Origin of the sequence: Halovenus amylolytica, assembly GCA_004015825.1 — an archaeon.
Taxonomy (GTDB): Archaea; Halobacteriota; Halobacteria; order Halobacteriales; family Haloarculaceae; genus Halovenus; species Halovenus amylolytica.
Window position 1 is genome coordinate 15,583 of sequence record SAYS01000016.1, and the last position, 21,875, is coordinate 37,457.

The 21,875-nt window shown below is 59.1% G+C and carries 27 protein-coding genes; 12 read left to right on the top strand and 15 right to left on the bottom strand.

Features of this window, described 5'->3' with window-relative positions:
• Positions 1-41: 41 nt before the first annotated feature.
• Positions 42-263 (bottom strand): ribbon-helix-helix domain-containing protein, encoded by a 222-nt coding sequence (locus EOW68_RS12775; RefSeq protein ID WP_128225554.1) that lies wholly within the window; start codon positions 261-263, stop codon positions 42-44.
• Positions 264-585: 322 nt separating this feature from the next.
• Here EOW68_RS12775 and EOW68_RS12780 point away from each other — a divergent pair, with 322 nt between their 5' ends.
• Positions 586-822 (top strand): UPF0058 family protein, encoded by a 237-nt coding sequence (locus EOW68_RS12780; protein ID WP_128225555.1) that lies wholly within the window; start codon positions 586-588, stop codon positions 820-822.
• Positions 823-900: 78 nt separating this feature from the next.
• Here the strand turns inward: EOW68_RS12780 and ftsY are convergent, their stop codons facing one another.
• From ftsY to EOW68_RS12800, 4 genes are all read right to left on the bottom strand, one after another.
• Positions 901-2,103: a signal recognition particle-docking protein FtsY gene (gene ftsY, locus EOW68_RS12785; RefSeq protein ID WP_128225556.1), complete on the bottom strand. Its 1,203-nt coding sequence runs from the start codon at positions 2,101-2,103 to the stop codon at positions 901-903.
• Positions 2,104-2,112: 9 nt separating this feature from the next.
• Complete coding sequence (pfdA, locus tag EOW68_RS12790; RefSeq protein WP_128225557.1) at positions 2,113-2,574, bottom strand: prefoldin subunit alpha; 462 nt, start codon at positions 2,572-2,574, stop codon at positions 2,113-2,115.
• Complete coding sequence (gene rpl18a / locus EOW68_RS12795) at positions 2,571-2,744, bottom strand: 50S ribosomal protein L18Ae (protein ID WP_128225558.1); 174 nt, start codon at positions 2,742-2,744, stop codon at positions 2,571-2,573. Before rpl18a ends, pfdA begins: the two co-directional genes overlap by 4 nt.
• 117 nt (positions 2,745-2,861) lie before the next feature.
• Positions 2,862-3,758: a hypothetical protein gene (locus EOW68_RS12800; protein ID WP_128225559.1), complete on the bottom strand. Its 897-nt coding sequence runs from the start codon at positions 3,756-3,758 to the stop codon at positions 2,862-2,864.
• Positions 3,759-3,903: 145 nt separating this feature from the next.
• On the opposite strand from EOW68_RS12800, the gene EOW68_RS12805 reads away from it, so the two are divergent.
• The 9 genes from EOW68_RS12805 to EOW68_RS12845 are packed head-to-tail and all read left to right on the top strand — an operon-like array spanning position 3,904 to position 11,934.
• On the top strand, positions 3,904-4,995 hold the full coding sequence (locus EOW68_RS12805; protein WP_128225560.1) for a monovalent cation/H+ antiporter subunit E: 1,092 nt from the start codon (positions 3,904-3,906) through the stop codon (positions 4,993-4,995).
• Entirely contained in the window at positions 4,992-5,282 is a 291-nt protein-coding gene (locus EOW68_RS12810; RefSeq protein ID WP_128225561.1) for a cation:proton antiporter, read from the top strand. Before EOW68_RS12805 ends, EOW68_RS12810 begins: the two co-directional genes overlap by 4 nt.
• The gene (gene mnhG / locus EOW68_RS12815) at positions 5,279-5,593 is read left to right on the top strand and encodes a monovalent cation/H(+) antiporter subunit G (RefSeq protein ID WP_128225562.1); all 315 of its coding nucleotides are present in this window, start codon (positions 5,279-5,281) and stop codon (positions 5,591-5,593) included. The genes EOW68_RS12810 and mnhG overlap by 4 nt, the downstream gene beginning before the upstream one ends.
• The gene (locus EOW68_RS12820; protein ID WP_128225563.1) at positions 5,590-6,126 is read left to right on the top strand and encodes a DUF4040 domain-containing protein; all 537 of its coding nucleotides are present in this window, start codon (positions 5,590-5,592) and stop codon (positions 6,124-6,126) included. Before mnhG ends, EOW68_RS12820 begins: the two co-directional genes overlap by 4 nt.
• Entirely contained in the window at positions 6,123-6,593 is a 471-nt protein-coding gene (locus EOW68_RS12825; RefSeq protein ID WP_128225564.1) for an MnhB domain-containing protein, read from the top strand. Before EOW68_RS12820 ends, EOW68_RS12825 begins: the two co-directional genes overlap by 4 nt.
• Positions 6,590-6,949 carry a cation:proton antiporter subunit C gene (locus EOW68_RS12830; protein ID WP_128225565.1) on the top strand — a complete coding sequence of 120 codons (360 nt, stop codon included), beginning with the start codon at positions 6,590-6,592 and terminating at the stop codon, positions 6,947-6,949. The genes EOW68_RS12825 and EOW68_RS12830 overlap by 4 nt, the downstream gene beginning before the upstream one ends.
• Positions 6,942-8,465, top strand: a complete 1,524-nt coding sequence (locus EOW68_RS12835) for a monovalent cation/H+ antiporter subunit D family protein (RefSeq protein ID WP_128225566.1) — start codon at positions 6,942-6,944, stop codon at positions 8,463-8,465. The genes EOW68_RS12830 and EOW68_RS12835 overlap by 8 nt, the downstream gene beginning before the upstream one ends.
• Entirely contained in the window at positions 8,465-10,177 is a 1,713-nt protein-coding gene (locus EOW68_RS12840) for a cation:proton antiporter (protein ID WP_128225567.1), read from the top strand. Before EOW68_RS12835 ends, EOW68_RS12840 begins: the two co-directional genes overlap by 1 nt.
• Complete coding sequence (locus tag EOW68_RS12845) at positions 10,174-11,934, top strand: Na(+)/H(+) antiporter subunit D (protein ID WP_128225568.1); 1,761 nt, start codon at positions 10,174-10,176, stop codon at positions 11,932-11,934. Before EOW68_RS12840 ends, EOW68_RS12845 begins: the two co-directional genes overlap by 4 nt.
• Before the next feature lie 24 nt (positions 11,935-11,958).
• Here the strand turns inward: EOW68_RS12845 and EOW68_RS12850 are convergent, their stop codons facing one another.
• The 3 genes from EOW68_RS12850 to EOW68_RS12860 all read right to left on the bottom strand — a co-directional run bounded on the left by EOW68_RS12850 (position 11,959) and on the right by EOW68_RS12860 (position 14,661).
• Positions 11,959-13,215 carry an RNA-guided endonuclease InsQ/TnpB family protein gene (locus tag EOW68_RS12850; protein WP_128225569.1) on the bottom strand — a complete coding sequence of 419 codons (1,257 nt, stop codon included), beginning with the start codon at positions 13,213-13,215 and terminating at the stop codon, positions 11,959-11,961.
• A gap of 3 nt (positions 13,216-13,218) precedes the next feature.
• On the bottom strand, positions 13,219-13,359 hold the full coding sequence (locus EOW68_RS12855) for a DUF2080 family transposase-associated protein (protein WP_128225674.1): 141 nt from the start codon (positions 13,357-13,359) through the stop codon (positions 13,219-13,221).
• A gap of 267 nt (positions 13,360-13,626) precedes the next feature.
• Positions 13,627-14,661: an Mrp/NBP35 family ATP-binding protein gene (locus tag EOW68_RS12860; RefSeq protein WP_128225675.1), complete on the bottom strand. Its 1,035-nt coding sequence runs from the start codon at positions 14,659-14,661 to the stop codon at positions 13,627-13,629.
• 130 nt (positions 14,662-14,791) lie between these two features.
• Between EOW68_RS12860 and EOW68_RS12865 the strand changes: the two genes are divergently transcribed.
• Positions 14,792-15,079 carry a hypothetical protein gene (locus tag EOW68_RS12865; protein WP_128225570.1) on the top strand — a complete coding sequence of 96 codons (288 nt, stop codon included), beginning with the start codon at positions 14,792-14,794 and terminating at the stop codon, positions 15,077-15,079.
• Between the two features lie 36 nt (positions 15,080-15,115).
• On the top strand, positions 15,116-16,066 hold the full coding sequence (locus EOW68_RS12870; RefSeq protein WP_128225571.1) for a zinc-dependent metalloprotease: 951 nt from the start codon (positions 15,116-15,118) through the stop codon (positions 16,064-16,066).
• 12 nt (positions 16,067-16,078) lie between these two features.
• Here the strand turns inward: EOW68_RS12870 and ubaA are convergent, their stop codons facing one another.
• The 7 genes from ubaA to EOW68_RS12905 all read right to left on the bottom strand — a co-directional run bounded on the left by ubaA (position 16,079) and on the right by EOW68_RS12905 (position 21,843).
• Complete coding sequence (gene ubaA, locus EOW68_RS12875; protein ID WP_128225572.1) at positions 16,079-16,888, bottom strand: SAMP-activating enzyme E1; 810 nt, start codon at positions 16,886-16,888, stop codon at positions 16,079-16,081.
• A 60-nt stretch (positions 16,889-16,948) separates the two neighbouring features.
• The gene (locus EOW68_RS12880; RefSeq protein WP_128225573.1) at positions 16,949-18,265 is read right to left on the bottom strand and encodes a hypothetical protein; all 1,317 of its coding nucleotides are present in this window, start codon (positions 18,263-18,265) and stop codon (positions 16,949-16,951) included.
• 196 nt (positions 18,266-18,461) lie between these two features.
• Complete coding sequence (locus EOW68_RS12885; RefSeq protein ID WP_128225574.1) at positions 18,462-19,136, bottom strand: flagellin; 675 nt, start codon at positions 19,134-19,136, stop codon at positions 18,462-18,464.
• Positions 19,136-19,789: a flagellin gene (locus tag EOW68_RS12890; protein ID WP_128225575.1), complete on the bottom strand. Its 654-nt coding sequence runs from the start codon at positions 19,787-19,789 to the stop codon at positions 19,136-19,138. Before EOW68_RS12890 ends, EOW68_RS12885 begins: the two co-directional genes overlap by 1 nt.
• Before the next feature lie 21 nt (positions 19,790-19,810).
• Positions 19,811-20,482: a flagellin gene (locus tag EOW68_RS12895; protein WP_128225576.1), complete on the bottom strand. Its 672-nt coding sequence runs from the start codon at positions 20,480-20,482 to the stop codon at positions 19,811-19,813.
• 325 nt (positions 20,483-20,807) lie between these two features.
• A complete protein-coding gene (locus EOW68_RS18770) occupies positions 20,808-20,981 on the bottom strand; it encodes a hypothetical protein (protein ID WP_431358919.1) in 174 nt (57 codons plus the stop codon).
• Between the two features lie 526 nt (positions 20,982-21,507).
• Entirely contained in the window at positions 21,508-21,843 is a 336-nt protein-coding gene (locus EOW68_RS12905) for a helix-turn-helix domain-containing protein (RefSeq protein ID WP_128225577.1), read from the bottom strand.
• Positions 21,844-21,875 lie beyond the last annotated feature (32 nt).

Here is a 21,875-nt window from a genome sequence, read left to right on the forward strand (position 1 = left end):
TGTCGGGTCGTCTCCAGTGCAAATACAGAACGGAGTGAGAATTAGAAGACGTATTCGTCGTCGTGGCCCATCATACCGTCGTCCTCGTATCCGCCACCAGGGCTCTCGTCTTCGTCGGTTGGACCACTCGTCTTGTACGCTTTTAGTCCTGTGGAGAGCAGATCCTCGATCGCCTCCTCTCGGTTGAGAAATTCGCCTTGCTCGACCATCTGGGCGATCTGCATTTCAAGATGCTCCGGGATTGTAATCTCGACTTTTGGCATCGGAACACTGGGACCTTCGAGTATGTTGTATTTATAGTTGACGGGGGATCTATCGCCTCATTATTGTCTCTGAATACGCCCGATCGAGAGGACAGCGGGCTTCCAGCCGTCGGTTCGGGGTCCCACCTGTCGCTAGCTATCAGAGTTCTGTATTCTGACCCGACTCGAATCCACTCGATAGCGCTTTTCCGGACGGCTATCTGGCGAGCCTTGTGGGAGTATCGACTCCAGATGGATCGTGCGAACGCCACGGTTTGTCGAAAGTGTGTTAACGTCCCTCAGAACACTACTATAATCCTCCAGTCTCAATATAGGGTTGACTATGAAAAAGCAAGAGCTCATTCATCTTCACGGACTCCTTGCACAGGTACAGACACATTACGAGACAGATACCGGAAACGACGTCGACAACAGTGGGTACGCATCGCTCGGTGTCGAACCGACGTCGATCCACAAATCGAAAACGGAACACAAGGAGGCAGTCGCCGCGCTCGCTCACTGTCTCACGGACGAGATGACCGAGAAAAAGGCCGAGCGGACCCCCGCTACTGCCGACTGATCTTCTCTCTTCTTGCCGGTCTCTTGCTCCCTCTGGAGTATCCACTCTGTCTAAAAAAGCGATCCCCGGACGCGGGTGTTACTCCGGTCCGAGCAGTTCGTCGACGATCCGCTCGGGTTCGAACCGCTCCAGGTCGTCGTACTGCTGGCCAGTACCGAGGAAGAGAATCGGTTTGTCGATGACGTGTGCGATAGAGATCGCTGCGCCGCCGTCCTGATCTGCGTCCGCTTTCGTCAGAATCGAGGCGTCGATCTCCGCCGCGTCGTTGAAGCCGGCTGCCCGGTTGACCGCATCCTGGCCGGCGACCGCCTCGTCGACGAACACAGTCATATCCGGATCGATCACGCGGTCGATCTTCGCGAGTTGATCCATCAGGTCGTTGCTCGTCTGTAGCCGTCCCGCCGTGTCGCCGAGGACGACATCGACGTCGTTTGCCCTGGCGTACTCCACGGCGTCGTAGATGACCGCAGCCGGGTCCGATCCCTGTTCGTGCGTGATGAGCTTTCGATCCAGGGCGTCGGCGTGTTCCTGGAGTTGCTCGTTCGCGCCGGCTCGGTACGTGTCGCCGTTTGCCAGCACCGAGGAGTAGCCCCGGTCTTCGAGATACTTCGAGAGCTTCGCGATCGTCGTCGTCTTCCCGACGCCGTTGACGCCGGTGAAAATCATCACGAAGGGTTTTTTCGCGTCGGCGATGCGCTCGTCGAAATCGAACTGCCCGACGTCGATCACGTCGTACAGCGACTCCCGGAGTGCATCTTCGACGATACTGCCGGTGCTCTGGAGTCGCCCCCGGGTCTCCCCGGTGAGGTTCTCCTCGACGCCGTTGAGAATCTCGATCGTGACCTCCAGTTCGACGTTACTGTCGAGCAAGGCGACTTCGAGTTCGTCCAGATGTTTCTGAAGTTCCTCTTGCTCGATGACCGTCTTCCCGGTCGCGAAGGCTTTCGCCTTTTTTGTAAAGCCGGCCGAGGAACTCTCCTCGGATTCGGTATCCGCCGAGTCGGCGTCTTCCGCTTCCGAATCTGGCTCGGCATCCGCTGTCTCTGATGCCGTTGCTTCACCTTCGGTAGTCGCCGCCTGTGTCTCCGCTTCCTGGCTCCCCGAGTCGTCGCTGCGGTCGTCGACCGGTTCCGCAGTCGAGGCGTCGGTAGCCTCGTCAGGGCTCTCCTCGACGCTTTCCGATTCTGTTTCGTCCTCGGCGTCTTCGACCTCGTCGAGATCAGCCTCTTCTTCGACGTCTTCAGTGAAGCTACTCAGCTTGTCTTTTAATCCATCGAACATCGCGGAAAGTTACTCGTCTTGTTGCTGCTGTTGTTGCTGCTGCATCTGCTGCATCTGCTGGGCCTGCATCTGCTCTGCCTTTTGTTCGAGCTGTTCGGTTTCGGTCTCGATCTCCGCGATGTCGGACTGGATGTCCTCGATCCGATCGTCGAGCGTGTCTTTCTTGGATTCGAGCGAACTCTTCGCGCCCTCCTGGTCACGCTCTGCGGCGTAGTCGGCGCCGAGGTCGACGATCACTTCATCGATGTCCTGCACTTCGGCGCGGAGGTACGCGCCGCCGCCGAGCGGGACCTGCACGGTCGAGCCCGAATCGAGCGTTTCGATCGCCTCGATGGCCTCGTCGATCTCGCGTTTCTCCTGCTGGAGCCCGTCGATTTCGCCCTGCAGGGCCTCCTTGTGCTGTTCGAGTTCCTCGATCTGCTGTGCGACCTGCTGCATCTGTCCGCCGCCGCCGCCACCACCGAGGCTCATGCTGACACCTCCGCGATCTCGACCTGTGTACGGTTCAGGCCGTGGCGCGAGCCGAACTCGGCGTAGACGTGTTCGACTGCAACGTCTTCATTTTCCGCTTCGAGTGCCTTCTCGAAGGACTGCCATCCATCCCGAGCGTTCCAGCGTCCGGTGACGGTGTATTCGTCCATGTCCACTGATGGGACATCGACGCGGAAGAATCTTCCTACTTGGGTGACGCAACTGTTCGGTGTCACAGAGGCAATCTCGACGCCAGTTCGAAAGACACTACGGGAGCAATCGCGTTCCTATCTGTCGGATTGGGTTTCGCCGTCTGTCTCACCGGAGTCCTGGATCTTCTCGTCGACTGCCTTTTCGACTTTCTCTTCGACTGCGTTCTCGACTGAATCTTCCACTGTGTCGCCGACTGTCTCCTCGACTGTATCTTCGACAGTCTCCTCGACTTTGTCGCCGACGGTCTCTTCGACAGTTTTCTCGACAGTCTCCTCGACTTTGTCGCCGACGGTCTCTTCGACAGTTTTCTCGACAGCCTCCTCGACTTTGTCTTCGACTGTCTTCTCCACGGTTTTTTCGACCGACCCTTCGACAGTTTCAGGAACTGTCTGTTCGACAGTCTCCTCGACAGTCTTCTCGACTGACCCCTCGACGGTCTCGCCGACAGTGTCCTCGACGGTATCCTCGACAGTCTCCTCGACTTTGTCGCCGACGGTATCCTCGACAGTCTCCTCGACTTTGTCGCCGACGGTATCCTCGACAGTCTCCTCGACTTTGTCGCCGACGGTATCCTCGACAGTCTTCTCGACTTTGTCGCCGACGGTATCCTCGACAGTCTTCTCGACAGTTTCGCCAACGGTGTCCTCGACGGTCTGTTCGACCGTTTCACCGACGCTCGCTTCGACCTGTTTTTCGACAGCCTCGCCGACGCTCCGTTCGACACTTTCGTCTACCTGCTCGCCGACGGTGTCTTCGACTGTCGTCTCGACAGTTTCCTCGACAGCCTCCGTCATCCACTCCGGATCGAACCGTCCCATCTTCCAGACGACGTGTAGCGCATACGAGACGAGCACCCCGAGTGCGAATGCGATCCCGGTCTGCTGACCGACCACTGCCATGAGCACAACAGCAATGAAAATCAATACACCGTACGAAAGATCGATAAGAGCGTCGATCCGGCCTGGTTCCATACGCTGCATTCGTCGGGGGCGCGTTAATTATTTCCGAAACTCCATCGAAGATGGGGCGCTGTGACCGTTTTCTCAGCCAGAATACGGCAACCGGACTGTCGCGAGATAGTTACTGTTAACTCTTGGGACACAGATCAATAATACAATGAGTGGAACATCCGGCCCGCGGATCCTCGTCCCCGTGGGCGATTCGGTCACACTCCGGAACACTGTTGCCTACGCCGTCCGCGAGCTGACCGAGGCTTCCGAAGACGGCTCGGTCCACTTCGTTTTTCCGACCCACTGGCAGACCCGGCAACTCGACGAGGAGGCGGCCGAGGCTGCCGAAGAGCTGCTCGATCGCATCCAGACCTGGGTCCGCGAAGATCTGGATCTCGAACCCGACGAGGAGGTACCCATGTCGGTTACGACGGCGCTTATCGCGACAGAAGAGTATCTGTTCAGCTACCGGGATTACGCCGATTCGCTCGTCGAGTACGCCCGCGAGCACGACCTCGATCACATCGTCTTCGATCCGGAGTACAACCCCGACGGACAGGGGCCGCTCCTGAGCCCGATCGAGGCCGAACTCGACCGTCTCGACGATATCACGTACGAAACGGCACCGGTCGAACGGGAGATCCGCGGGCGGCAACTCCTCACCGGCGGTATCAACATCGGCACGTTTCTCGGAACCTTCGTTCTCTCCTTTTTGTTCTACCAGTTCCTGGGCGGTTTCAGCGGGACGTTCGACTACGCGACTGGTGCCATCAGCGCGGGCATCGTCGCCGCAGTCCTCTCCGGAATCACGTTCAGTGGCGATTTCCGACCGCTCCGTGCCCTGCGAACGATCGGCCGACTGCTCGTCTATTTTCCTTTCCTGCTCTGGGAGATCGCGAAGGCGAATCTCCAGGTCGCCTACATCGTGCTCCATCCGTCGCTTCCGATCGACCCCAGCGTCGAGCGGATCCGCCCCGCAGTGCCGATCGGGCTCCCGGTGACGCTCCTGGCAAACAGCATCACGCTGACGCCGGGGACGGTGACGATCGACATCCGGGATCGGGAGTTTTACGTCCACGCCTTCTCCCAGTCCTCCAGAGATGGCCTCTACGACGGCGATCTCGAACGCTGGGTCAGGTTCGTCTTCTTCGGCCGAGGTGGGTTCAGAATCGCCTCACTGCGCGAACGTGGACAGGCCGACGAATCAGCCGACGACCAGGAGTCACCGCCGGCCACCGAGGAGGCTGATTCAGTATGACACTCGTCAGTGAGGGACTCGTCGGTGACGTCTTCCTGGCGCTGGTCGGTGCGTTCATCCTGACTGCGATCGTCGCGATGTACCGCGTCATCCAGGGTCCGACGACACAGGATCGCGTGATCGGCGTCAACGCTGTCGGGACGACGACCGTGCTCATCATCGCGCTGATTGCGGCCGTCTTCGACCAGCCGGCGTTTCTGGATATCGCGATCGTCTATGCACTCCTGAACTTCCTGATGAGCATCGCGATCTCGAAGTTCACGGTCGAACGCGGGGGTGTCCTATGAGCCTGCTGGCCTGGAGTGCCGTCGCGCTCGTCGTCGTCGGCCTGTTCTTTACCATCGTCGCCGCCGTTGGCCTCATCCGACTACCGGATCTCTACACACGTGCACACGCTACATCGAAAGCGGATACACTCGGCACCCTCCTCACCCTCGCTGGCGTCGCGGTCGTGTTCCAGTCCGGGGTGCCCCGCATCAAACTCGGCTTGCTCGCGGTGTTTATGCTGATTACGACACCGACGGCGACACACGCGATCACCCGCGCGGCACACGACCAGGGGATCGCGCCGTGGGTCCTCGGGGGTGACGAGGAGTGATCACGCTGCTCGAAGCGGCGTTGCTCGGGTTCGTCCTCGTGAGCGCGGTCGCGACGATCCTTCTGCGGGATGTCCTGGCAGCGATCGTCGCCTTCGGTGCGTACAGTCTCGGTCTCGCAATGTTGTGGCTCACGCTGCAGGCACCCGATGTCGCACTCACGGAGGCGGCGATCGGTGCCGGTGTGACGACGATCCTGTTCATTCTGACGCTGACGAAGACTGTCCGGCCGAGCGAGGATTCGGTGTTCACGCCGATCAACTGGCCGGCTGCGGGTGTAGCCGTCCTCTTCGCCGGCGCATTGCTCTGGACGGTGCCGGCGATGCCGGCGATCGGTGATCCCAGCGCACCCGCCTGGGCAGATGACGTAACGCAGTTCTATCTCGAAAGCGGCTACGCGGAGACCGGCGTCGAAAACGTCGTGACGGCCGTCCTCGCCGCGTTCCGTGGCTTCGACACCTTCGGCGAGGCGGTCGTCGTCTTCGCTGCGGGTGTTGCAGTCCTCGTCATCATCAGGGAGGAACAGTTCACATGAGCAATCATAATCCAGAGACAGAACGAGTAGAACGCCCGTACACGGAGAGTAGCGTCATTATGACTACCGTCAGGGTCGTCGCCCCCTTCGTGTTCACCTACGGACTGTTCGTCATGTTCCACGGCGCGTCGTCTTCGGGCGGGGGCTTCCAGGGCGGTGCGATCGTCGCCGCGATGGTGTTGATGCTCGCTTTCGCGTTCGGGATCGAACCGACACAGCGGTGGTTCAAAAACACCGCCATCGTCCTGCTGGCGACCGGGGGTGTCCTCGCTTTCCTCTTCATCGGCGTCGGCCCACTCCTGCTGGACGGGACCTTCCTCGAATACAGTGCCTACGGATTCAAGAAGGCACCAAAATACGGGATCGAGGGCGTCGAGCTCGGGATCGGGGCGATCGTCGCCAGCGTCATCTCCGGGCTCTTTTTCGCCATTGCCCGTGGCTTCGAGTACACGGAGGGACAACAATGATCGACCTCCTGACGACGAAGTACAACTACATCGCGGCAATCTTGCTGATGGCCGGCGGACTGTACATGGTCATCGGCGACCGGAACCTCGTCAAGAAGGTGATCGGGATGAACCTCTTCCAGACGGGGATCTTCCTGTTTTTCATCACGACCGCCTTCGTCGAGGGCGGCGAGCCGCCGGTGATCCAGGAGGGTGTCGAAACCTACGTCAGCCCGCTGCCACACGTCCTCATCCTGACTGCGATCGTCGTCGGGGTGAGCCTGACGGCCGTCGCGCTGACGCTCATTATCCGGATCTACAGCGAGTACGGGACACTCAGAGAAGACGTGATAACGGAGATGGAAACCGATGACTGACGCAATCGTTCTGGCGGTGGTTGTACCGATTTTTGGGGCGATGCTCTCGATGATTGCCGGCCTGCGGTTCGACCGGTCGGGCTGGACAGTCGCCGCCCTGACCTGTCTCGCACAGTTGGGGACTGCGCTCGCGATCCTGTACACCGTCGTCCAGGACGGGACACAGCGGTACGAACTCGCCGGCTTCACTCCACCGGAGGGGATCGAACTCGTCGCGGATGGGCTCTCCGCACCGGTAATCGTTCTGGTCGCCACTGTCTCACTCGCGGTCGTCGTCTACGCACGCCAGGCAGGCCCACGCGGAAATGCCTTCTACACTCTCTACCTGCTCCTTGTCGGTGGACTGGCAGGCGTGACGTTGACGGGGGACATCTTCAACATGTACGTCTTCCTCGAAATCACGGGTCTGGCAGCCTACGCGCTGGTCGCGAGCGGCGATTCGACGGAAAGCGCCGTGGCAGGACTGAAATACCTCATCCTGGGGACGATCGGTGCCTCGCTGTTCCTCCTCGGTGCGGGCTACGCCTACATCGCGACGGGGACGCTGAATATGGTCGATCTCTCGGAACAGCTGGCAGCCGCTGGCTACGGCTCGCGGCTGGTCCTGGGTGCGTTCGGCCTGCTCGTCACTGGATTGCTCGTCAAGGTGGCGCTGTTCCCGGTCCACACCTGGCAGCCTGGCGCGTACTCGAATGCACCCGACAGCGTCAGCGTCTACATCTCCGCGCTCGTCTCGACGGTCGCCGCCTACGCCGTTGCCCGCGTCCTCTACACCGTCTTCACCCCCGAATTCTTCACTGCCAACCCAATCGCACAGACCGCACTCGTCTACGCGGCTGCAGTCAGTATTATCGCAGGCAGCGTGCTCGCAGTCCTCCAGCGCGATCTCAAACGCATGCTCGCGTACTCCTCCGTCTCGCAGTTCGGGATGGTCGTCGCAGGCTTTGCCCTCCTCTCGCAGTCGGCGGCAGTCGGTGGTGTCATCCACCTGATCGGCCACGCAGTGCTGAAAGGCGGACTGTTCGCGGCGGTCGGCGTCGTCGCCGCACAGACCGGGGCGCGGAGCATCGACGAGTACGCCGGCCTCGCCAGCCGCGCACCGCTGTCGGCGGGACTGGTCGCCGTGCTCGGCCTCTCGCTGGTCGGTGTCCCGCCGAGTGTCGGCTTCGTCGGAAAGTTCTACATCGCCGTCGGTGCTGTCGAGACCGGCACGTGGCCGATCGCGGCGGTCATTTTTGCCAGCACTGTGTTGACACTCGCCTACTTCGCGCGGATCATCGAGCGGATGTATTTCGCCCAGCCTGCGGTCGAACCGTCCTCGGATGGCGCTGTCGCAGTCGACGTCGGCGACGGTGTGTCGGCTGACGGTGGCGAAGAAATCCACTCGTCAGCGGGTGCCTCTCCGGAGATGGTCGCTGTCGTCGTGGTCGCTGCTGTCGCTGCGGTGACACTCGGCTTCGCCGGGAGTGCAATCGAGAGCTTCCTCGAACCGACGCTCGTGGAGGTGTTCGGCTGATGAGCGACGTCGCCTCCCTCCGGCCGCTCGCGGCGGTGCTCGTCTCCGCGGTCGCGATCCCGCTGATCGTCGGCTCCTATCGTCGGCAGAACCTCAGGGAGTTCTGGACGATTCTGGTCGCACTCGCCAAAGTCGCGATCGTCGGCAGCATGGTGCCCGGTGTGCTCGACGGGACGGTCTACGTCACGGACATCGGTGCCTACGTCGCTGATATCAGTTTCGTCCTGCGGGTCGACCCACTCGGACTCCTGTTTGGCCTGCTCGCGAGCGCGCTGTGGGTCATCACGAGTTTCTACAGCATCGGCTACATGCGCGGACTCAGCGAGGACTCGCAGACGCGATACTTCGCCTCCTTCGCGGCGAGTGTGAGCACTGCGATCGGTGTCGCCTTCGCTGGCAACCTGATCACGCTGTTTATCTTCTACGAACTGCTGACCGTCGCGACCTACCCGCTCGTCGCCCACGACGAGACGGCGGAAGCACGCGCTGCCGGCCGGAAATACCTCACCTACACGTTTATCGGCGGGGTTGCAGTCCTCGCAGGAACGGTGCTCGTCTTCTCGATGGCGGGCACGACGTCGTTCACACCGGGCGGGATCGGGGAACTCGCCGACGCCGATCCAGCACTCGCACGCCTCGCCTTCGCGCTGCTTGCCGGCGGGTTCGGCGTCAAGGCCGCACTGATGCCGATGCACTCCTGGCTTCCTGACGCGATGGTTGCGCCGACGCCGGTCTCCGGGCTGCTCCACGCCGTCGCGGTCGTCAAAAGCGGTGTGTTCGGGATCGCCCGCGTCACGCTCGACGTGTTCGGCCCCGGGACGATGCAGGATCTGGGCGTTGGGCTCCCACTGGCAGCTATCGCCGCGTTCACCCTTCTGACCGCGAGTATCATCGCGCTCCGGAAGGATAACCTCAAGCGGCGACTCGCCTACTCGACGATCAGCCAGCTCTCCTATATCGTGCTCGGCCTCGGGATTCTCTCGGGTGAGGCCGTCGTCGGAGCCTTACTGCATATCCCCGCCCACGCGTTCATGAAGCTCACACTCTTCTTCTGTGCGGGTGCGATTCACGTCGAGACGCACACCGACGACATCTCGGATATGGCCGGGATCGGCAAGCGCATGCCACTGACGATGGTCGCCTTCGCCGTCGCCGCGGCCGGGATGGCGGGGATTCCGCTGGTCGCCGGCTTCGTCAGCAAGTGGTATCTGCTGATCGGCAGCGTCAGCGCCGGCCAGGAGATCTTCGCGGTGGTGCTGTTGATCTCCGGCATGCTCAACATCGCCTACTTCTGGCCGATCGTCTACCAGGCCTTCTTCGAGAGTCCCGACGCACACGACGAGAAACCGCTGATCGAATCGCCGTTCGGCGGGCTGTTCGGCTCGGAATCGGGTGAGTCGACTCCCGTCGATGGCACGACTGTCAAGGCAGACGGTGGTGACACCGTGAACGACGATGACCACGACGAACACGACGACGCCGACCACGAGACGGATACCGATGTGGACCACGACGACCACTATCATCACGGTGGCCCGCCAGCGGGTGGCTGGGACGAGCGCAACTGGCACGGGAGCGAATCGACCTGGTTCATGCTCGGGCCGATCCTCGCGGCCGCGACCGGTGCGCTCGCGCTCGGGATCGTCCCCGCGACAGCGCTGTTCCTCGAGATCGTTCAGGAGGTCGCGATCAACGTGGGGGTGATGCCATGAGTTCGCTCGGCCTCGTCCCGCCGGGACTGGTCGTCATCGCCGTCGCCCTCCTCTTGCCACTCCTCTCGCGACGTGTTGGGCACGCGCTCGGATTGGCCGCGACACTCGGCGTCCTCGGCTGGGCCGCAGTGATTCCGACTGGCGACTACCTGGACGTCCAGTTTCTCGGTTTCGACGCGATCCTGTTCAGCGTCGACGACTTCTCGCGGCTGATGGCGCTGATCTTCGCCTTTATCGGTGCGATCGGTGTCATCTACTCCTACGCGACGGATGCCGAAAACAAACAGACAGCCTTCGCACTGGGCTACGTCGGAACTAGTATCGGTGCTGCCTTCGCCGGTGACTGGCTTTCTTTCGTCTTCTTCGTCGAACTGATGGGTGTCGCCTCCACACTGCTGGTCTGGCACTACGGCGGCGAGGCAGTCCGGGCTGGCTTCCGGTACGCGCTCTGGCACGGCCTCGGCGGGAGTCTGATCCTCGCGGGGATTGTCTGGCACTACGTCGAGGCTGGCACCTTCATCATGGAGACCGGGGCCGGGATCACGCCGGGGGTTCCGGCAGCCCTCTACGCGCTCGGGTTCGGCGTCAACGTCGGCTACGTCGGCTTCCACGTCTGGCTGCCCGACACCTACCCGCGGCCACACATCGCCGCGAGTGTCTTCCTCTGTGTCTACACCACCAAAACGGGCGTCTACGGCCTCTACCGTGGCTTTCCGGACGGACACCTCTGGCTGGCCTACATGGGCGGCGCGATGGCCGTCTTCGGTGCCTTCAGTGCACTCCTCCAGAACGATATGCGCCGCCTGCTCTCCTATCACATCCAGTCGCAGGTCGGCTACATGGTCGCTGGCGTCGGTGTCGGGACCGCACTCGCCACCTCGGGTGCGTTCGCACACGTCTTCAACCACATCCTCTACAAGAGCCTGCTGTTCATGTGTGCCGGTGCGATCATCTACCGGACGAACACGTCGAGTCTGAAGAAACTCGGCGGGCTCTGGCGGGAGATGCCACTGACAGGGGTCGTCTTCGGGATCGCGGCGCTGTCGATCGCCGGCTTCCCCGGCTTCAACGGCTTCGTCAGCAAGGGGATGGTCGTCAATGCGGCCCACAAGGAGCACCTGGACGCGCTGTGGTACATCCTGCTTCTCGGCGGCGTCGGCACCTTCATGTCATTTATCAAGTTCGGCTACTACGCCTTCTTCCACGGCGAGGCCCAGCAGACCGTCTCCGGGCCGGGGCTCAATCTCGGCCAGAAGACGGCGATGGTCTCCGTCGCGGCGCTGTGTGTCATCTACGGGCTGTACCCCGACGCGCTGTTCAGCATCTTGCCCGGTGGCGGTGCGAGCGAGGCCCACCCATTTACCGTCTCTCACATCGCCGAGGGGCTGATTCTGGCTGCACTGGGACTGATCGGCTTCGCGATCCTCAAAAAGCCACTCTCGAAGGTCGGCCGCGTCCCCGATATCGACGCCGTCTACAACCGCGTGGCCTTCTACGGCACTCGGTCGGTCGTCGTCGGCGTTACCGAACTGTACGCCGCAGTCGACCGGCTGGCTGTCAGGGCGGCCGACACCGCGATGTGGGCGGCTCGGAACCCGGCTGCCAGTGTCGAACGCGTGACGCCAATCCGGATAGCGAACGAAGCCCGGGCCAACGGCAGTGGCCGCCCCGCGCTCCAGGCTGACATCGGCCAGTCGACGATGATCATGATCGGCGTCCTCGTCGTCGGACTGCTCGTTCTGTTCCTCTTCGTCTGAGCTGTTCGTGTGAACTACCCCACCCTACTCAGCCGCTGGCGCGGCTTCCTTGAGGGTGGGGCTTCCTGTCTCAACGACGCGCTGTACATCCACAACATCGGAAGCACCCGATGGCGTGAACATAGGGAGCGCAGTCTCCACAGGCGTTGTATCTTCGGACTGTCCCAGTCCTAGCTTCTCGAAACCGCGAAATAAAATGTTGAGCGCAGCGTTTGCATCTCTGTCCATCTCGAACCCACAGGCAGGACACGAGTGTTCTCGCACCCACAACGGTTTGTCTGATTCGACACCACACGAAGCACACTCTTTGGTCGTACCCGCAGGCTCGACCTCAACAAAGTGCGTGCCCTCTCGCTTGCACTTATATTGGAGCATCGTGGTGAACGTGTCCCACGCCGCCGAAGCCGTGTTCCGACTGTTTCTAGCCGACTCCAGCATCGACTTCACATTCAAGTCCTCGACAGCCACCAAGTCGTACTCTGTGGCGTAATAGTTGGAGAGTTTGTGCAGGAAGTCGTGGCGTTTCCGCCTGACTTGCTGGTGGCACTCGGCTACTCTCAACCGCTGCTGCTCCCAGTTGTTTGACCCCTGTTGTTTCCGCGAGAGCGACCGTTGTTCGCGCTTGAGTCGCTCTCGTTCATCTTGTAAATCAAGTGACCCCACTGCACGCCCGTCCGTATCGTGAGCGTATTTGAGGATACCAACGTCAATGCCGATACAGCGGTCAGGATTAGCTGGTTTCGGTGGCTCTTCTTTGCCTTCGACAGCGAAGGAAGCGTACCATTCACCAGTCCGTTCTTTTTTGAGACAGACCTCTTTCACCGCGACATCATCGGGAATCTCACGGTGGTAACTGATTGGGATGTCTGCAAGTTTGGATAGTGAGATAACAGTCTGGCCGTCCTTTCTATCGAACTCGAAGCCAGACTGAACGTAGGTGAAACTCCTGAACTCGTCTGGTGCTTTCCAATTGAGGCTCCCGACGTTGTAGCCGTTCTGTTTGAGTTGTGAGAGAGCTTTGATGCTGTCTTCGATTCGCATCACAGCGGCTTGTGTGACTGTCGAGTACAGGTCGGTAAGCTCGTCCCACCAGTCCTTGAGGTCAGTAAGCTGGTCACGGACTTGACGCACTCGTTGGTTAAGCGTTCCCGCCGATTCAGGGATTTTCTCAAACTCGTTGAGTGCGTGGTTGTACAGTTGCCGACAGGTATCGCGGTGGTAGTCCAGCGTCTCTCGCTGGTCTTCTGTTGGGTGGAGGCGATACCTGTAGGCGTAGTGCATGAGTTACTCGTCGGGTTCTGATGTTCGGACGATTTTCACGTCTGCGCCACGCCAGTCTTTCGGGACAAAAACGTGAGCGCCGTTACCAGTGGCTTTCACTTCGCCTTTGATGACTTCGTGGCCTTCAATTTCGTGTCTATCCATCATCAGAGTGTATACATTGTACCTACATTAATGTGTTTACTCCGTGGGCCTGTGGGACTGCAATAGAACAGTGTATGCGAGACGATGACGGCGTTGACGAATCGCGGAGCGATTCGTTCGCACACCAGAAATCGGAGATTTCTGGGGACGCTGTATCCCCGCCCTACTGCGCTACTCACTCGCTCCACTCGTTGCGTTGCTCCTTGAGGACGGGGGCTTAGCGCCTATGTACTGCTAAAAGAGTCGCTTTCGGGCCCTCTCGTTTTCCTACCGACCCTGCCGGTGGACGATGCCCTGCATGTTCGCGGTCTTGCCCGTGAACTCCCTGAGGGCCTCGCTCGTCTCCCCCTCGCCGAGCACCATCGGTTCGCCGTCGTCGCCGCCCTCGCGGATCGCCGGATCGATCGGGATCTCGCCGAGGAAGGGCAGGTCGACCTCGTCGGCGAACGTTCGGCCGCCGCCGCTGCCGAAGATCGGATGCTCGCCGCCACAGTCCGGACAGTGGAACGTGGACATGTTCTCGACGATGCCCAGCACTGGCGTCTCGTGTTCCCCGAACATCTCCAGTCCCTTGCGAGCGTCGTCGAGGGCCACCTCCTGCGGTGTCGTGACGATCACCGCCCCCGAGACCGGCACACTCTGGAGCATCGTCAGCTGGGTGTCACCGGTGCCCGGTGGCAGATCGATCACCATGTAGTCGAGATAGCCCCAGTCGACGTCCTCCCAGAGTTGAGTCAGCACCTTGTGGACCATCGGGCCACGCCAGATGACGGGGTCGTCCTCGCCAAGCAAGAAATCCATGCTCATCAGCTTCATTCCGAACTTTTTGGGCGGAATGATCTGCTCGTCCTCGGTTGCGGAGGGCATCTCGTTGGCGTCGACCATGCGGGGCACGTTCGGCCCGTAGATGTCCGCATCGAACAGCCCGACACGCGCACCGAGATCCGAGAGCCCGGCCGCGAGATTCACCGCGATGGTCGATTTGCCGACGCCACCTTTCCCCGACGCCACGGCGATAATATTCTGTACCCGAGGGAGGATCTCGTCTTCCGGATCGTGGTCGTCCTCGACCGAAGCCGAGAGTTCGACATCGTAGTCGAGGTCGGATAGTGCCTCACGGCTGTCCGCTGCGATCGTGGTCTCCGATGGGGAGAAGGGCGCACCCAGCACCAGGTCCACGTAGATCACCGACTCGTCGTGGTCGATATCGATCGCGTTGACCAGATTCAGCGAGACGATATCGTCACCGAGGTCGGGATCGGTCACAGTCCGCAGACGGTCACGCACGTCGCCTTCGTCGATCATACTTCTTTTTCCGGTACTCCTGGCGAAAAGCGTTGTGAACCGTGATTTCCCGCTGCCCGGTACTGCCTCGTCACCGAAGAACCGGCAACGTCGCAACCGCTAAATGAGAGCCAGCCGAAAGAACAGTATGGTTAACATCACACTGATCGAACTCCACGCGGACGATGGCTCGTTTTCAGCCAACCTCCCGTTCGGCAGCGGTACTGACGACGAGGAGGAGGATATCGAACTGGACGAGGAGGCCGAAATCGAGGACTCGGACGGTGGAAACAAGGGTCTCGCAGTGCTCGGCGTCTTCCTGTTCATGATCGCCGCTGCCGCCGCTGTCAAATATCTCAGCGGCGACGACGAGATGCCCGACGTCGACATCGATACCGAAGACGAGCCGTCGGTCGAAGTCGCGACAAACGAGTAGGGATACTCTTTACTCTGTAGCCGTTCAGTGATAGGTATGACTCTCTATCGAAGTGTTCGGGCTGTAACTGGTGCAGCGGGTGACGGGCCGGTCGACTGGACGGCTGTCGTCGACGCAGCACGCGAGTCGACCGATCCCGGTCACCTCGATCTGGACGAGGGAGAACGCGAGGGGTACGCCACAGACGTCGGTGACGCCCGCGACCGCGTTCGCGCTGTCGCGAAACTCGACTTCGATCTCCCGGAGCGCGTCGAGGTGATGAACCGCCACCACTGGCTCGATGCCAACGTCGAGACTTTCGAACGCGTGATGGACCCGATCGAACAGCAGGCCGAATACATCCCGGGTGTCGCCCGGATGGTCAACACCGGATCGATGGCCTTTGCCCTGTCCTTTCTCTCGGATCACGTTCTCGGACAGTACGATCCACTGCTGCTTGCCGACAACGACAACCACGCACTGTACTTCGTCCGACCGAACATCGTGAACGCGGCAGAGCAACTCGACGTTCCATACCCGCGGTTCCGTCGCTGGATCGCCTTCCACGAAGTGACCCACGCCGCGGAGTTCGGTGCCGCCCCGTGGCTGCCCGACCACCTCGAATCCGCGATGATGGAGGCTGTCGAGAATCTTTCGACTGGCAACATCGATCGTGAGACGCTCGGCGAACTCGATACGACGATGACTGCCGTCGAGGGGTACGCCGAACTCATCATGGACGAAGCCTTCGACGACGAGTACGCCGATCTCCGGCGCAAACTCGACGAACGGCGGCAGGGTCGTGGCCCGGTCGAGAAACTGATCCGGCGAGTTCTCGGACTGAGCGTCAAACGCCGCCAGTACGAACGCGGCAAATCATTCTTCGACACTGTCGTCGAGCAACGCGATATCGAAACTGCCGGCCGTGTCTGGGAGTCACCCGATATGCTGCCGACCGACGCGGAACTGGACGATCCCGACGCCTGGCTCGCACGGATCGAGGGATAAGCTGGTCTCTTTCTAATCGCCGAGCGTACAGGCCCCAGAATACTCACCGTCGGCAACTGACTCGATCGCTGGCTCGTCGCCACAGACCGGACACTCCGGGTTGGGAGCGATCGGGACGAACTCCATCGCCATGTCACGTGCGTCGTAGGCGAGTAACCGCCCGTCGAGTGGCTCACCCTCTTCGAGCAGAAGCTTCACTACCTCTGTCGCCTGGATCGCACCGATCGTCCCTGGAACGACTCCCAGAACCCCCGCAGTTGCACAGTCGGGAACGGCACCCTCCGGCGGCGCTTCGGGGAACAGACATCGATAGCAGGGACTCCCGGTCAGTGTCGTCGCCTGCCCCTCGAAGCGGTACACTGCACCGTGCGAGAGTGGGATATCGGCGAGCATGCAGGCGTCGTTGAGCAGAAAGCGGGTCGGGAAGTTATCCGACGCATCCACGACGACATCGTAACCGTCGATCAGTTCGTCGACGTTCGCCTGGCTGACTCGTGTTTCGTACGTTTCGACGGCGATATCGGGATTCAGTCGAGCGATGAACTCCCGGGCGCTGTCGACTTTCGGCCGGCCGACGTCGTCGTTGCCGTGGATCACCTGTCGCTGGAGATTGCTCAGTTCTACTTCGTCGTCGTCGGCGATCCCGATGGTCCCGACGCCCGCCGCGGCGAGATACTGCAGGGCTGGCGAGCCCAGCCCACCGGCCCCCACCACGAGGACACTGCTATCCAGCAGGGCAGCCTGTCCCTCCGGCCCCACGTCGTCCATGATGATGTGCCGCGAGTAGCGGTCGAGTTGTTCGGCGTCGAGATTGAGGCTCATACTCTCGTATTGTCCCGAACCGGCAAAAAAGGGCTGTCGGCCGGATTTTCAATGTGGGAGTTAGGATGGTGTCTCGAATCGGACGAGCACTGCGGCGTCGACGGTATCGGGCCGCCAGGTAACCCAGCTCTGTGTTCCGCCATCGACGGTCTGTTCGCTCGTGAACGTCTCTCCTTCGGATACCTCTCCGTCCCAGAATTCGTGCTGTACCTCGCCGTCGTGAACGTAGCGAACCTGCAGATCAGTGCCAGTCGAACCGCCGGCATGCTTGATCTCCAGTATCCCGTCTTCGATCATCGGCTGGAAGAAGATCCGGGGCGGGGCCTCCCGACCGAGATCAGACGGCGAGATCGGTGTGAACAGATCGTTGTAACCCGGGACTTGTAGTGCTGTTCGGAATATCGCTACAGGTAGCGTACCATCTTGTGTCGTCCGGGCACTGATCGTTGCGCCAGTCTTCGAGAATGACCAGTCTGTGGCCGGAATCTCGTCTGTCTCAGATGCCTCGAAGGCATCACGGATCGTGGATTCACTTCCCATCCCCTCATCGAGGTAACTGATCGATCGCTGTAACTCCGTCTCCTCGCCCGGCGTTGCACTCACACCAGTCCCATCGACCCCCCGGATGACGTCGTCGAAGGCTGCTGTTCCGGTGTCGGAGCCAAGCGGCAGTAACGCGTAGCCGACCCCCACACGGATTGGTCCGTCGTCTAGCGTTGCGACGACATCAGCGAATGCAGGCGCACTCTGTACAATCGGTGCTGATTCCCGTTCGATCTGCTCGAATTCCAGGGCAAGTGCCTCGGCCGGTTCGACCGAAACATTCGTACGGCGTGTAGCGACGAACTGGTCGTCTGCGACTGCGAAGGCTCTGAACTCGTCTATCTGTTCTCGTTGTCTGATAAATTGCTCGAAACCCGATGCTTCACCGACCGATTCGAATAGATCGTTCGTGTTGAAAAAATCGGCAATCGGGGCCGCATCGAAGGTTCCTGTGACGTGGATTCCTTCGCCACTCGGAACTTCGATATCCAGTCCTGCAGCGATCCCCTGGGATCTGTACGTGCTTCCGACAATGCGGTCGAGATCAGCAAGCACAATTCCCTCGAACTGTGAATTGAAGGTTTCGATGATCGCACGGGCCGAGACACTCCCCTGAACATCTGGAAGGATCTCGATCGGATCGGCGTGTTCCAGAAGATCACTGATCCTGTACTGGTAGCCAGCGAAGTACTTCGGTGGGATCTGTGACGATGGATCGGCAACTGATCGCAAAAACTCGTCCTCTGTATCGACGCTTGCTCCTGGTTCGGACTGTTCTTCTCCAGAGTTTCCGGAGCCAAGACAGCCTGCCATTCCAGTAACTCCAGCCGTCATTAGTGTACTCGCTGCAAGAAAACGCCGTCGGGTAGTCATTACCTACTCTCTCTCACGCGAGTAATAAACTCTTGTGTCCACGGTATCAGACGCGATACATACAAGTACGTCTCTCATATGTGATTACACTCGTGTGGGGCCCATTGACACTCGACAATTCCAAAAAAGTATGACTCGTTATTCGAAGTCGGATCTCTTACAGGGTCACCTCACTTTCGTCGGATTCGATGGTGTCAGGCACTTCGATGAAGGCGTTCCGCGTCGCGCGGTCAGCCGTCGTGATTTCCAGCTCAGCCTCTTCACCTGTTTCCATATCTGACAAGCCACTATCAACACCACCAGATTGGAAATCGCTATCTCCGCTTGTAGGGTCATCACTTTCCAGGCTGAAGTTTGTTGGGCCCGTAGATGCGTTTCCAAATGGAATTACAATCTGGTATCGATCTGAATCCTCTGTCATCACCGCATCATCGCTATCCGAGGTGATTACATTTAGATAGTACAGATCGTCGGTATCATCCCCCTGTGTCGCGTGGACGTAGTTGGCGAAGCCGTTGTCGCCGACGTACTGGATCGACAACTCTGAGAGATCAACGTTATCAGATCCCGGCGACCGCTGGACCGTCAATCTAACTCGATTAATGGTATCCAACGAGGCGTTGACCTCACCGACTTCACCGATCACGTTGATGTTGTTCGCAACCTGACTCGTACTCTCTTCGCCGGTCTGTTCGGACTGGGTTTGCAGGAACCCGGCCGTGTTGATCAGAACGCCCGCCGCGATCGCTGCGACGAGGACCAGTGCGATGAACACGATCAGCGTACCGATTCCGACCTGACCGCGGTCGTCGGTGAGTGCATCTCTAATCATTACAGTGTCACCTCACTTTCGTCGGATTCGATGGTGTCAGGCACTTCGATGAAGGCGTTCCGCGTCGCGCGGTCAGCCGTCGTTATCTCCAGCTCTGCCTCATTGCCTGTGGCAAGGTCACTTAGAGTCGAATTAAGTTCATTGGTTTCGCCAGTATCTCCTGCTTCTGTGTAGTTTACACCAGATTCGTATTCAACGCTGAATGGGATAACAATCTGATATCGATCGGAATCATCGGTCATTACTGCATCGTCTGAGGAACTCGCAGTGATCGTTTCGACACCATACGAGTTATCACTCGGATCTTTGCTCGTGTGGATGTAGTTTGCGAAGCCATTGTCGCCGACGTACTGGATCGACAACTCTGAGAGATCCACGTTGTCTGACCCCGGCGCCCGCTGGACCGTCAACCGCGTTGTGTTGATGCCATCATTATTTTCATTAACAACACCAATTTCGCCGATGATATTGATGTTGTTGGCAACTTGGCTCGAACTGTCTTCACCGGTCTGTTCGGCCTGGGTTTGCAAGAATCCGGCCGTGTTGATCAGCACACCGGCCGCAATCGCTGCGACGAGGACCAGTGCGATGAACACAATTAGTGTTCCAATACCAACCTGCCCGCGTTTGTCAGTTAGTTTATTTCGTATCATTGTTTTAATTGGTTATTTCGATCACAGTCCAATAGTGTCACCATCGTCAACGTCGAGTGTATCCGGTGCCTGGAGGAAGGCGTTCCGCGTTGCGCGATCGGCCGTTGTTATCTCCAGTTCGGCTTCCTGCCCCGCTTTCAAAACGGAAAGGTCGGCCGAATTTAGACCGAGACCGGCTCCTTCATTGGCATCATCCACAACAACGGTACCATCTGAGTAGGTCCCAGCAAAGGGGATAACAATCTGATACCGATCGGCGTCGTCCGTCATTACTGCATCGTCGGATTCGGCCGTAATTTGTGTAATTCCATAGGTTGCGGTTGAAGATTCATTATCCGTTTGAGAACTGTTGTGGACGAGGTTTTCGAAGCCGTTGTCCCCGACATACTGGATACTTAGTTCGGTAAGATCGACATTATCAGAGCCCGGGGAGCGCTGCACGGTCAGTTTTGACTGATTAATTTCGCCATTCGAAGCATCACTTACCACACCAACTTCTCCGATAATGTTGATGTTGTTCGCAACCTGTGAGGAACTTTCTTCCCCAGTCTGTTCGGCCTGGGTTTGCAGGAACCCAGCGGTGTTGATCAGCACGCCCGCCGCGATCGCGGCGACGAGTACCAGTGCGATGAACACGATCAGTGTCCCGATACCCACCTGACCTCGTTCGTTTCGTTTTATGTAACCTTTCATAGTTGTCTCGTCTGCACCAGTTGTGCTGCAGACTTACTTTCCACTTGCTTATTCATACTAATAAGCGTGCGCTCCAAATTATCGCTTCTGAAAATACAGTAGTTCGTCGATTCAACAAATGAAAATAAGGTATAGGGGCGCTCAAAGCCGTCTTTTCTCCATTCTACTCCCAGGATGACAGTCCCCAAGTCTGGTGACTATTTTTTCAATTGACACCTGGATAGCCCTCGAATATCCGTAGTAAATATATTCTACTAAGCCACTACCCTGGGATACAGGAATCTGCCTGATAGATAGTCTACTAAATATATCAAAAATCGTACGTCTACTTGTCGTAGTTGACGATACTGAGTATCACGAACAGCATCCCGATCGTAATGAGGCCGCTGTGGACTAGCAGGAGCCACCGTGCATTATCAAAGCCGTAGAGAAAGGCGCTGATCAGCGTTGCTGCCGCACCCGCGACCGCCAATGCGAACCCTATGGAGAGGTGTAACATCGAGGTTCTGGACGTTTCTAAGTATGCGCGGAGACCCATTCCTGACATCGTCAGACAGCTTGCGATGAATATCACGGCCGTCATGGCGTACAGCGTTGCAATCACAGTCGACACTATACTGCTACTTTTCTGTTCTCTAATTTAAATCCAACTATCCAAATTTTGTTTCTGATAACTTACTGGAGACGTTGTTTCAACTCCCGATAGCTGGTCGGGTTCGTTCGATGAGCTTGACCGCCAGACACCGCCTCGGCGCGGCCAGAACGACCGCGGTCTGCCACACTGTCAGCTGGCTTGCTGTAAATCTACGCCAGCCATCACAGCGTCGTGGCTATCGGCAGCTTGTATATACGTCTGTCTGGCCCGGGGCGCGTAGTCGACGCCCCAGAACGGTTACTCGGGCGAGGGTCAAGCGAGTTTCGCCCACGACACTCCAACCGATGTGGGGTATTGACTGCACACGCGGGAGAAGAGATCACTGTCTCTGTTCAGAGACACTCACAGGACGGAAATGATACTGGGGAAGTCAGCCTTCCGAGAGCGTTCGCCAGGCTTCGTCGAGCGTGTTGGTCACTTCCTGGCGCTCCTCGATGGTCACACCGAGTTCCTCCCCGAAATCGATCCGGACCGAGTCGACGTTCCGCCGGTACACTTTGATCCGTCGACGGTCGTCCGAGAGAATGTTGTCGTGTAGCTCCAGCAGATTGTTCTCGGTCAGCTCGTCGATCCGTCGGTAACAGGTCGCGATCGGAATCTCCAGTTCGTCGCTGAGCTCCTGGGCTGACCGTGGCTCGTCGGTCGCATCGAGTATCTCTGCGCTGTATTTGTTCCCCAGCGTCTGCAACAGGTCCACTGAAGACATCTATTATCAGATTATAAAACACGATACCCATA